This is a genomic window from Mycobacterium neglectum (genome assembly GCF_002591975.1).
Classification (GTDB): domain Bacteria; phylum Actinomycetota; class Actinomycetes; order Mycobacteriales; family Mycobacteriaceae; genus Mycobacterium; species Mycobacterium neglectum.
In genome coordinates, this window is record NZ_NVQE01000011.1 from 88260 (window position 1) to 98982 (window position 10723).

The 10723-nt window shown below is 66.0% G+C and carries 13 protein-coding genes; 8 read left to right on the forward strand and 5 right to left on the reverse strand.

The window, feature by feature from the left end; translation table 11 throughout:
- Positions 1–30 precede the first annotated feature (30 nt).
- Positions 31–1227, forward strand: a complete 1197-nt coding sequence (locus CSQ99_RS11405; RefSeq protein ID WP_099039152.1) for an MFS transporter — start codon at positions 31–33, stop codon at positions 1225–1227.
- Here the strand turns inward: CSQ99_RS11405 and CSQ99_RS11410 are convergent.
- Genes CSQ99_RS11410 through CSQ99_RS11425 form a run of 4 tightly spaced genes read right to left on the reverse strand, consistent with a single transcriptional unit; the run spans position 1199 to position 3439 of the window.
- Positions 1199–1522, reverse strand: coding sequence for a DMT family transporter (locus CSQ99_RS11410; RefSeq protein ID WP_176560980.1), 324 nt, complete (start codon positions 1520–1522; stop codon positions 1199–1201). The genes CSQ99_RS11405 and CSQ99_RS11410 overlap by 29 nt on opposite strands.
- Entirely contained in the window at positions 1522–1860 is a 339-nt protein-coding gene (locus CSQ99_RS11415; protein WP_099039154.1) for a DMT family transporter, read from the reverse strand. The genes CSQ99_RS11410 and CSQ99_RS11415 overlap by 1 nt, the downstream gene beginning before the upstream one ends.
- Positions 1861–1883: 23 nt before the next feature.
- Positions 1884–2513 carry a TetR/AcrR family transcriptional regulator gene (locus CSQ99_RS11420; protein ID WP_099039155.1) on the reverse strand — a complete coding sequence of 210 codons (630 nt, stop codon included), beginning with the start codon at positions 2511–2513 and terminating at the stop codon, positions 1884–1886.
- Positions 2510–3439, reverse strand: coding sequence for an oxygenase MpaB family protein (locus CSQ99_RS11425; protein ID WP_099039156.1), 930 nt, complete (start codon positions 3437–3439; stop codon positions 2510–2512). Before CSQ99_RS11425 ends, CSQ99_RS11420 begins: the two co-directional genes overlap by 4 nt.
- 92 nt (positions 3440–3531) lie before the next feature.
- Here CSQ99_RS11425 and CSQ99_RS11430 point away from each other — a divergent pair, with 92 nt between their 5' ends.
- The 4 genes from CSQ99_RS11430 (at position 3532) to CSQ99_RS11445 (ending at position 8445) form a co-directional block, all read left to right on the forward strand.
- Positions 3532–5094, forward strand: a complete 1563-nt coding sequence (locus CSQ99_RS11430) for a carboxylesterase/lipase family protein (RefSeq protein ID WP_099039157.1) — start codon at positions 3532–3534, stop codon at positions 5092–5094.
- A 103-nt stretch (positions 5095–5197) separates the two neighbouring features.
- A complete protein-coding gene (locus CSQ99_RS11435; RefSeq protein ID WP_176560981.1) occupies positions 5198–6118 on the forward strand; it encodes a sterol desaturase family protein in 921 nt (306 codons plus the stop codon).
- A 43-nt stretch (positions 6119–6161) separates the two neighbouring features.
- A complete protein-coding gene (locus CSQ99_RS11440) occupies positions 6162–7568 on the forward strand; it encodes an NAD(P)/FAD-dependent oxidoreductase (RefSeq protein ID WP_099039158.1) in 1407 nt (468 codons plus the stop codon).
- Positions 7569–7764: 196 nt separating this feature from the next.
- Positions 7765–8445 (forward strand): Rv1815 family serine proteinase, encoded by a 681-nt coding sequence (locus CSQ99_RS11445; protein ID WP_099039159.1) that lies wholly within the window; start codon positions 7765–7767, stop codon positions 8443–8445.
- Here CSQ99_RS11445 and CSQ99_RS11450 read toward each other — a convergent pair.
- Positions 8442–8882 carry a PNPOx family protein gene (locus tag CSQ99_RS11450; RefSeq protein ID WP_099039211.1) on the reverse strand — a complete coding sequence of 147 codons (441 nt, stop codon included), beginning with the start codon at positions 8880–8882 and terminating at the stop codon, positions 8442–8444. The two genes, CSQ99_RS11445 and CSQ99_RS11450, sit on opposite strands and share 4 nt — an antisense overlap.
- A gap of 101 nt (positions 8883–8983) precedes the next feature.
- Here CSQ99_RS11450 and CSQ99_RS11455 point away from each other — a divergent pair, with 101 nt between their 5' ends.
- Genes CSQ99_RS11455 through CSQ99_RS11465 form a run of 3 tightly spaced genes read left to right on the forward strand, consistent with a single transcriptional unit; the run spans position 8984 to position 10685 of the window.
- The gene (locus tag CSQ99_RS11455) at positions 8984–9661 is read left to right on the forward strand and encodes a TetR/AcrR family transcriptional regulator (RefSeq protein ID WP_099039160.1); all 678 of its coding nucleotides are present in this window, start codon (positions 8984–8986) and stop codon (positions 9659–9661) included.
- A 42-nt stretch (positions 9662–9703) separates the two neighbouring features.
- Positions 9704–10051, forward strand: coding sequence for an ArsR/SmtB family transcription factor (locus CSQ99_RS11460; protein ID WP_099039161.1), 348 nt, complete (start codon positions 9704–9706; stop codon positions 10049–10051).
- A complete protein-coding gene (locus CSQ99_RS11465) occupies positions 10044–10685 on the forward strand; it encodes an SRPBCC family protein (protein WP_099039162.1) in 642 nt (213 codons plus the stop codon). Before CSQ99_RS11460 ends, CSQ99_RS11465 begins: the two co-directional genes overlap by 8 nt.
- Positions 10686–10723: the final 38 nt, after the last annotated feature.

Here is a 10723-nt window from a genome sequence, read left to right on the forward strand (position 1 = left end):
CTAGAGTCCCGGGTCGGTAGTGTCCCCGACATGGCGCCCAAACCGGTCGACGCGGCCGTGGCGCAAAATCGCAACGCCCGCATCGCCGTCGCGGTGCTATTCCTGAGCAACGGAGCGCTGTTCGCCAACCTGCTGCCCCGTTACCCCGAAATCAAGGCTGATCTGAACCTGTCCAACGCGGTCTACGGCGCCGCGATCGCGGGGTTCTCCGCGGGGGCGTTGGTGGCCGGGCTCGCCGCTGGGACGCTGATCCGGCGATTCCGATCGTCGCGCGTGGCGGTCGTCGGCACCCTCGGCCTCGCGGCGTTCATTTTCGTTGCGGGCCTCGCAGGTACCCCGCTGATTCTGGCCGCGGCGCTTTTCGTCGCGGGGGCGTGCGATGCGATCACCGACGTCGCCCAGAATGCGCACGGACTGCGTCTACAGCGCAATTACAGCAGGTCGATCATCAACTCGCTGCACGCCGTCTGGGCGGCCGGCGCGATCGTCGGCGGACTGATGGGCGCCGCCGCGATCGCACTGGACATCTCTCGGACAACACATTTGGCGCTCGCCGGGGTCGTCTTCTGCGGTCTTGTCCTGTTCTCCTACCCCTACCTGTTGACCGGTCCCGATCATGACAACCATCCGTCGGCACGCACCGGAAGCGGGGGAGACGCGGGGTTCGCGGTGTACGTGACGTTGCTCGCGCTCGTCGTCATCGCCGTGGCTGGTGCCACCGTCGAGGATGCCGGAAGCTCATGGGCGACACTGTATTTGCGCGACAGCCTCGACACGCCCGGCGCGGTAGCGGTGTTCGGTTACGTTGCGCTGGTCGGATTCATGTTCATCGGCCGGCTGATCGGGGACCGCCTTGTCGACAGGTTCGGCGAACGCACGGTGGTTCGCGTGGGTGGTGTCATCACGGCAGCGGGAATGGGCGCGGCGCTGGTCTTTCCTTCGGCTGGCGGCACGATAGCGGGATTCGCCGCAGCGGGGTTCGGAGTCGCAACCCTGATCCCGGCGGCGATGCATCGCGCCGACCAGTTGCCGGGCCTGCGCCCGGGCAGCGGGCTGACAGTGTTGACGTGGCTGATGCGGATCGGCTTCTTCGGCGCGCCGTTGATCGTCGGCGTCATCGCCGACGCGACCAGTCTGCGGGTCGGGTTGCTGGTGATTCCGGCGGCAGGGCTGGTGGTATTCGCACTCGCAGGCGTACTCAGCGCACGACCCCGACCATCTCGATAGTGAGCACACCGCCGACGATGAGCGCGATGCCGGCCCCCATCATCCAGGTCAGGGGTTCCTTGAACAGGAAGCGCGCGAGGACTGCTACCAACGCGACGCCAGACGCCGACCACACGCCATACGCGATGCCGACCGGCATGCCCAGCCCCAACGACACCCACAGCAGATAGAACGACAGCAGATACCCCGAGACGACGGGCACGATCCACGCTTTCTTGCGGAAACCGTCGGAAGCGCGCAGCGACAAGGTCGCGACCACCTCGACGAGAATTGCGCCTGCAAGCGCCAGCCACATCACGACTCGGCAGCCTCGGCTCGATGGGATCCGAACTCGACAAGCAGCACCCCGGCGATGATGAGCCCGATGCCCGCGACGATCGGCCAGGTGAAGGGGTCGCCGAAGAGGGCGGCGGCAAGCACCGCGGTCACCGCCGTGCCCAGCGCACCCCAAATCCCGTAGGCGACCCCGACCGGTACGCCGGCACGCAGCACCATCGTCAGCAGGATGAAGGAGGCGACATAGCCGACGACGACCACTACCAGCCACGCCGAATCGTCGACAGATGCGCGCAGACACAGCGTCGCGGCGACTTCGGTGAAGATGGCTCCCGCAAGTAGCGCCCACTTCCGCACCGCACCAAGCTATGCCATCGCTTTCAGATGGCGCGCTCCACCATCGGCGTGAGTACCTCGTGGGCGAACCGCCGCAGTTCGGCGTCGTCGCCGAAGTCAGGGTCGGACGGCGGTACCGCGATATAGGTGAAGAACAGCCGGGCGAACACATCGGCAACCCAGCGGACCCGCTGCGGCGGTTTCCCCGGCGCTTCGCCGTGAATGTAGTTGGCGATGAAGGCCGACCCCATCTTCAACAGTTCGGCCGAATCGATCGGTGCCGGCTCGACATGACCGGCGCGGCGCAGCATTGGATTCTCGCGGGCGAACGTGACTGCGGCGATGAACGCCTCGGCCACCCCCTCGTGCGGATCATCGGTGGCGTCGATGGCATCGGCGACCGCGCCGAGGAACCGTTGCGTCTCGCGGCGGACCAGCGCTTCGACCAGATCGTCGCGCCGGGGATAGCGGCGGTAGGCGGTCATCCGTGAGACGCCGGCGCGCCGGACCACGTCCTCGACGGTAATCCTCTGCAGCCCAACGGCTGCTGCTTCCTGCAGGGCGGCATCGAGAATGCGCTGGCTGGTCTTGTCGGCCGACTCGTCCACGCTGCCGCCGGCCTTGCCCATGGACACAGCGCCTCCGACGACCTCGATCAGCTGGGCGTCGATCACTGCACGGCCACTTTCGGGCGCACACCGGCGGCGCGCTCGTGTGCGAGCTGGGCATACCGCGGCGTCCCGACCGCCCAGCGCAATTGCCGCGCGTCGAGATGAAGTGCGGGGTCGATGAGCCTGCGGGTCAGCGCTGACGGACGGTCGTACCCGATGAGCTCGCGCGCCCATTCCGGTGCGCGGCTCATGCCGGCGTAGATGGTGAACCGGTGCAGCTGACGATCCACCGGCCCAGGTAGGTCGGGAAAGAATGGCGAGGACATCAAGAAGTCGATGAACTCCCGGGTCTGCGCGTTCACGCTCAGCTTCGGTCGCATCGACTCGACATAGTCGTCGAGTTCGGCGGCCGTGGTCGGCACCCAGTCCGCGCCGCCCATCCTGCCGATCACGGCCTGCTCGGCCAGATAGCGGTCTTGCTCTTCGCGCGACAGCGGGCGCTTGGTGTGCGCGTACGTGCGCAGGATCATCCACGGGATGCAGGTGTGCACCCAGGCGATCAGTTCAGGATCAAGTGCGCGGTACGGCATACCGTCGGGGCGGATGCCATTGACGAACGAGTGCACGTGTTTGACACGTTCGATGACGCGGGTCGCGGCCGCGGTGTTGCCGAACGTCGTGCTCAGCACATAGCCCAGGGTGGCGCGGGCGCGCTGGAAGGGATCGTCGCGGTAGTTGGACAGATCCTGGACACCGGCGACCACGGACGGATGCAGGATCTCCAGCACGATCGCGGGCAACCCGGCCTGAGCGACCGAGGCCAGGTCGGCGTTGATCTCCCACGACATGCTGTCCGGCCCGAGCAAGCCGGGATCACCAGGCGGTCCGCCGTAGACCGCCGGATCGTCGTGACGACCCGCACCCTTCTCGAAGTCCTCGACAATGCGGCGGCGCAGCTTTTCTCGTTGCGGTAGAAATGTGACACTCACACAACCATATATACCATCTCGGTGAGCCGCCACCGCGGTACGCGCGCGTACTCTGGGGTGGTTGTGTCCCATCGGGTTGAGGAGGTCAAGCGGTGACGGCGGAGGCCAACACGCGACGTGCCGCGGACGAGCGGCCGGTGGTCGACACAACCCACGGTCCCGTTCGTGGTGTCGACAACGGACAACTCAAGGTGTGGAAGGGGCTTCGCTACGCCGCGGCGCCGGCAGGGGACCTGCGGTGGCGGGCACCGGTGGCTCCGCAACGGTGGACCGAACCGGCCGACGCGACGCGCGTCGGCCCCGCGTGCCGACAGCCCACCGATCCAAGGATTCCCATTGACCTCGGTGCGCCGCAGGGTGACGACTGCCTCACGCTGAACGTGTGGGCGTCGTCGGACACCGAGGCGGGGGACCGCAAGCCGGTCATGGTGTGGCTGCATGGCGGCGCCTACATCCTCGGCTCGGCGGCGCAGACGCTCTATCACGGTGGCGCGCTGGCGGGCAGCGAAGACGCGATCATCGTCACGGTCAACTACCGGCTGGGTGCGCTGGGATGGATGGACCTGTCGGCGCTCGGCGATGCGTTCGAGACCAACCTTGGACTGCGCGACGTGCTCTTCGCGCTGCAATGGGTGCGTGACAACATCGCCGGGTTCGGGGGAGACCCCGAACGCGTGACGTTGTTCGGCGAGTCGGCGGGCGCAGGAATTGTGACGACATTGTTGGCCAGCCCGGCCGCCGCCGGGCTGTTTTCCGCCGCGATCGCCCAGAGTTCGCCCGCCACCTCGATCTACGACCGAGAGCGCGCCCAGCGCGTCGCCGCCCTGTTCCTCGACGCGTTGGACGTCGGAAGGGGCGACGCCGGGCGCCTGCCCGCCATTCCCATCGAAGCGGTGCTCGCGGCCTCCAAAAAGGTCTTCGACGACGTGCCGGTCCGCTCGCCGGGGACACTGGCGTTCGCGCCGATCATCGACGGCGACGTCGTCCCCGCGCACCCGGTCAAGCTGGCCAGGGAGGGGCGCACACATCCGGTCCCGCTGATCATCGGCACCAACAAGCACGAGGCTGCGTTGTTCCGCTGGATGAAGTCGCCGCTGATGCCGATCACCCCGCAGGCGTTGCGGGCGATGTTCACCGAAATCGCCGCCGAGCAGCCAGCCCTGCGGCTCCCCAGTGAAGGTCAGATTCGTACGGCTTACCGCGGCCGGCCCAAGACGATCGGTATGGGGGTGGCCCGCGACATCGGTTTCCGGATGCCCTCGATCTGGTTCGCCGAGGGCCATCGTGAAGTGGCGCCGGTCTACCTTTACCGCTTCGACTTCGCGACCCCGATGTTGCGGCTGCTGCGCCTCGGCGCAGCCCACGCCACGGAGTTGCCGTACGTGTGGGGCAATCTCGTCGCCGGGCCCAAGGATCCGACGTTCAAACTGGGCGGGCTGAAGGCGGGTAAGACCGTGTCGGCGCGGATGCGCAGGCGCTGGGTGAGCTTCGCGGTTGACGGCAATCCGTCGGCCCCGGCGGGGGATCCGCAATGGCGCCCCTACAGCAAGGAGGACCGCGCATCGCTGCTGATCGACGCCCAGGACCGAGTGGTCGATGACCTGGACCGTGATCTGCGGGTGGCCTGGGGTGACGAGGTGCTCAGCTTTCGTTGATGGGCTGAGCCGTTCGTGAAGGTGTTCTGGTTGCCGATCGTCGATGTGCCTGATCCAAGGGAAACCAAGGCCGAAAGTTAGACTTGCCGCCGGAGGTGTCACCGTGGACTGGTCACGTGTTTTGTCGGACGTGCTGCCGCCGCTGATGCACGACCCGGTGACCTTCGCCATTCCGTTCTTCCTGATCCTGCTGATCATCGAGTGGGTCAGCGCAGGGAAGTTGGTCCATGATGAGGCGGGCCGGGCCCCGGCGGGCTCCTATCTGAAGCCCGACGCGTGGGCGAGCATCAAGATGGGCCTCGTATCGATCGCGACCAGCGGCGCCCTCAACGCCGTCGCCCTGGTGGCCTATGCCGCACTCTACGTCTACGTCGCGCCGTGGCATCTGCCCGCGACCGCCTCGTACACGTGGGTGATCGCGATCGTCGGTGTCGACGTTCTCTATTACTTCTATCACCGCATTGCCCATCGGGTCCGCCTGATCTGGGCGACGCACCAGGCGCACCACTCCAGCCAGTACTTCAACTTCGCGACCGCGCTGCGCCAGAAGTGGAACATCAGCGGCGACGTGTTCCTGCGGGCGCTGCTGCCGTTGCTCGGTGTGCCCCCGTGGATGGTGTTCGCAAGCTTCTCGATCAACCTGGTCTATCAGTTCTGGATCCATACCGAACGCATCGGAAAGCTCTGGCGACCAATCGAATTCGTATTCAATACGCCGTCACATCATCGCGTTCATCACGGCATGGATCGGCAGTACCTCGACAAGAATTACGGCGGCATCTTCATCCTCTGGGACCGGCTGTTCGGCAGCTTCAAGGCCGAGGATGCACGCCCGAACTATGGGCTGACCAAGCAGGTCGATACGTACAACATCTGGACGCTGCAGACACACGAGTACGTGTCGATCTTCCGCGATGTCCGGCGGGCGTCGCGATGGCGCGACAAGCTCGGCTACGCCTTCGGTCCGCCGGGCTGGGAACCCGCCGAGCGTCGCGTCGATGAGCATGCGAAGGTTCGCGTCTAGGATTTTTCGACGCTGCCGCCATTAGCCCCGTAGTCTCCGCGATGTGCAGACGGTTTTCGACGGCCCCGTTGACCCTCAGTTGGTCGAACGTTCGCTTGTGGCAAGCAACTTCGGCTCGATGTGGCTGGATGTTCGGCGACCCGAGTACCCGCAGCTGACCGCGCCGGTCAGCTGCGACCTCCTGGTGGTCGGCGGCGGTTACACCGGGCTGTGGACGGCGCTGCACGCCGCCGAGCGCCATCCGGATCGACGGATCGTGCTGATCGAGGCGAACCGGATCGGGTGGGCGGCGTCGGGACGCAACGGCGGTTTTGTCGACGCCAGCCTGACGCATGGAGCTGAGAACGGAAAGACGCGCTGGCCCAACGAGATCGACACGCTCGATGCGATGGGCCTGCAGAATCTCGACGGCATGCAATCAGACATCGAGCGCCTTGGGCTGGACGCGGAATGGCAGCGCACCGGGATGCTCTCGGTTGCCACCGAACCGCATCAGGTCGAGTGGCTGCGGCACGCTGCGGACTCCGGGGAAGGCCGCTTTCTCGATACGCAGCAGGTGCGCGCGGAGGCGAACTCGCCGACCTATCTCGCAGGCCTGTTCAGCCCAGACAGCTGCGCCATCGTCCATCCAGCCAAGCTGGCCCTCGAACTGGCCCGGGCGTGCACGGATGCGGGCGTGCAGATCTACGAACGCGCGAACGCCACCGGGCTGGACACCGACGGATCCGCCTTGCGGGTGCAGACCGCGACGGCGACGATCACGGCGCGCCAGGCGGTGTTGGCGACGAACGTCTACAAGAGCCTGCTGCGACGCAACCGGCTGCATACCGTGCCGGTGTACGACTACGTACTGTCCACCGAGCCGCTCACCGATGGGCAGCTGGACCGCATCGGATGGCGAAACAGGCAGGGAATCGGGGACTGCGCCAACCAGTTTCACTACTACCGCCTGACCAAAGACAACCGCATCGTGTGGGGCGGCTATGACGCCGTATACCACTTCGGAGGCAAGGTCGATCCGGCCTACGAGGACCGTCCGGCCACCTACCGCAGCCTCGCCGCACACTTCTTCATCACGTTCCCCCAACTCGACGACGTCCGGTTCTCGCACCGCTGGGCGGGGGCCATCGACACCAATACGCGGTTCTGTGCGCACTGGGGTCTGGCCCGCGACGACCGGGTGGCGTATGTCAACGGATTCACCGGCCTCGGGGTGGGCGCGGCGAGGTTCGCCGCCGACGTGTGCCTGGACCTTCTCGAGGGCATTCCGACAGCACGCACCGAGTTGCAGATGGTGCGCGATCGCCCGATGCCGTTCCCGCCCGAACCGATCGCCAGCGTCGGTATCCAGGCGACGCGGTGGTCACTTGACCGCGCTGACCACTCGGCGGGTCGGCGCAATATCTTCCTGCGCACGCTCGACGCATTGGGACTCGGTTTCGATTCCTGACCCGATTCGCGACGGCCACCGTGGCGTTGCCGTTGCCGCTTTGTAACGTCGCCGTGATCTGTGCCGATGGGCAGGAGTAGTACCACTGTCGTGTAGTTGCTCCTGGTAGGGCGGGGTTCTCAGTTCTCGCGCTCGCCCTGTGGGGTTGGCGATACGCCGGTAGCCTTTACACACTTGAGACCAAAGGGGGCCGACGATGCGCCGGACCTGGATACGCGTATTTGCCGCCGTCGCGGCTCCGCTCGTCGCGCTGGCTCTTCCCGGTGTACCGGTCCAGGCCGATCCCGGTGTCGTGGTGTTCCCAGGGATGCAGATCATCCAAGGCACGAACGCCTGCACGCTGGGATTCGTCGACCCCGGCGCACGCATCGCCTACACCGCGGGGCACTGCCGCGGCGACGGCACTGTGCAGGACGGGGCCCGCCGATACATCGGGCAGCAAGCGTCTTTCCGGGACAACACTCCCGACGGCGCCACCATCGACACCAACCACCAGATCACCGATTGGGAAGTCATCAATCTCGCCTCCGACGTCGTGGTCAACAACGTCCTGCCCCGCGGCGTGACGCTGGTGTCCGATCCCGCAGTAGGGCCCTCGCCCGGTCTGCCGGTATGTCACTTCGGTGTGGTCACCGGCGAAACCTGCGGCAACATCCAGGCCGTGTACAACGGCTGGTTCACGATGGCCAACGGAGTGGTGAGCCAGAAGGGCGACTCGGGCGGACCGGTCTACTTCATCACCTCCGACGGCAGGGCCGCGATCGTCGGAATGTTCAACAGCACCTGGGGGCAGTTCCCCGCCGCGGTCTCCTGGCACGTCGCCAGCCAGCAGGCGCATCAGGACGTCATTTCCGCGGCGTCAGCCCCTCTTCCCTAACGCTGCAGTTCGAACACCGGGATCGACGGTGCGGCAGCGCGCAAGTCGGCGTCCGAGGACTCCGGGGTCAGCCCACCGACGTGCCCTTTCACCTCCCAGAACCACCGGTCGAGGTAGTGCCTCAGCAGCTCCGGCTTGGCGTCGTCGTCAACTTCGGTGATGCGGACCTCGCTGTTGTGCCACCTCGGACCCATCTCAATCGCGCCCGCTGCCCGCGCGTTGCGGGCCCACTGGGTGTTGCCCCGGGGTGACACCAGGTAGTCGCGGCCCTTGACGGTCAACAGGTTGACCACCACTGGACGACGCTTTCCCGTCTTTCGGCCGCGCACGCGAATTGCGACCGTGCCTGCGATGCTGATGCCGGCCTCGGCCAGCAGCCGGAACACTTCGTTGAAGGCCCGGGCGGCGCCCGTGGGCTGGTCATAGCGGACGGTCATGTCCATCTCCTTCGTTTTGAGAGCGGTGCTCTCCATCAGACTGGCACGGCGGCCATGAGAAATCAAGAGCAATGCTCTCGTTTTGTGCGACACTGGGCCGTATGGGTAAGCGGCAGGACACTCGCGACCGGATCCAGCGCCAGATCGTCGAACTGGGTCGCCGCCACCTGGTCACCGAAGGCGCTGCCGGGCTGTCGCTGCGGGCCATTGCACGTGACCTCGGCATGGTGTCGTCAGCGGTGTACCGGTACGTAGCCAGCCGCGACGAACTCCTGACACTGCTGCTCGTCGACGCCTATTCAGAGTTGGCTGACGCGGTGGACGACGCTTGCGCGACCGAGAAGTCATGGCGCGACCAGCTGTACGCCATGGCGCATGCTGCACGAGGGTGGGCCGTCGAACACCCCGCGGGCTGGGCGCTGCTGTACGGCAGCCCCGTGCCCGGTTACCGCGCGCCGGCAGAGCGCACCGTCGGTCCGGGCACCCGCGTGGTGGGTGCACTGTTCGGTGCCGTCGCCGCGGCAATCGTGGCAGGCGAGATCTCGAAGACCGACGTCGCTGTGACGCAGCCGTTGTCGTCGGATTTCGACGGCGTGCGCACCGAGTTCGCCTTTTCCGGCGACGATTCCGCGGTCGCCAAGTGCTTCCTGCTGTGGGCGGGACTGGTCGGAGCCATCGGCCTGGAGGTGTTCGGCCAGTACGGGCAGGACACGCTCACCGACCCCGCGGCCGCCTTCGACCTCCAGGTTCGGCTGCTGATAGAGATGCTGACCAAGTAGTTCAGCCTTGACTTATATAAGTCAGTACTTTAATTTGAGGACGTGCACGCGTTCGATGTACTGGGCGACCCGGTACGTCGGCGCATTCTCGAACTGCTCGCCGGGGGCGAACTATCGGCCGGTGCCATAGGTGCGCAGGTTCAGGCGGAGTTCGCGATAAGCCAACCGGCGGTGTCACAGCACCTCAAGGTGTTGCGGGAGAACGGATTCACCTCCGTTCGTCCGGACGGCCAGCGCAGGCTCTATGCGGTCAACGGCACGGCGTTGCGCGATGTCGACGAGTGGCTCGACGGCTTCCGCCGCTTCTGGACGCCGCGACTCGACGCACTGGGGACCGAGATCGCGCGCGGTAAACGACAACGCAGAAACCAAGGAAGGCAACATGACTGAGATAGATGTCGAGCATCAGATCAACGCCGTCGAGCGGAAACTGGGGACCCGCATCATCGATGCCAAGGACGCACACGTCGTCACCATCAGCCAGTCCTACGACACCAACCGGGATGACCTTTGGGACGCTGTTACCAACATCGAGCGCATTCCCCGGTGGTTGATGCCGATTTCGGGTGACCTGACGGTCGGCGGTCGTTACCAGTTGGAGGGTCAGGCCGGGGGAACGGTGCTGACGTGCGATCCGCCGAAGAACTTCACCGCGACTTGGGAATTCGGCGGTGGCATCAGCTGGATAGATGTCAGCGTCAGCAGCGAGGGGCCGGATCGTTCGCGCTTGGTGATCGAGCACATCGCCCACGTCGACGACCACTGGGAACAGTTCGGGCCGGGCGCCGTGGGGATGGGCTGGGACTCGATGGTGCTCGGGCTGGCGATCCACTTGGCCACCGGCGAGGCGATCGACCCGTCGTTCGGCGAACAGTGGATCGTCACCGAGGATGGTCGCCGCTTCCTCACGCTGTCCGGCGACCAGTGGTGCGCCGCGAACGTGGCCTTCGGCACGGACCCAGTGGCTGCCCGCGAAATGGCCGCGCGATGCCTGGCGGCCTACCTTGGCGAGGAGTCAAACTAGAACACGTTCTAGCCATCGGGAGCGGGCGGGGATATCCT

Coding starts and splice junctions, on each gene's coding strand:
- CSQ99_RS11450 (WP_099039211.1), bottom strand. CDS start 8,882: ATGACCGTCCGCTATGACCAGCCCACGGGCGCCGCCCGGGCCTTCAAC.
- CSQ99_RS11410 (WP_176560980.1), bottom strand. CDS start 1,522: ATGTGGCTGGCGCTTGCAGGCGCAATTCTCGTCGAGGTGGTCGCGACC.
- CSQ99_RS11455 (WP_099039160.1), top strand. CDS start 8,984: ATGGGTAAGCGGCAGGACACTCGCGACCGGATCCAGCGCCAGATCGTC.
- CSQ99_RS11465 (WP_099039162.1), top strand. CDS start 10,044: ATGACTGAGATAGATGTCGAGCATCAGATCAACGCCGTCGAGCGGAAA.
- CSQ99_RS11405 (WP_099039152.1), top strand. CDS start 31: ATGGCGCCCAAACCGGTCGACGCGGCCGTGGCGCAAAATCGCAACGCC.
- CSQ99_RS11445 (WP_099039159.1), top strand. CDS start 7,765: ATGCGCCGGACCTGGATACGCGTATTTGCCGCCGTCGCGGCTCCGCTC.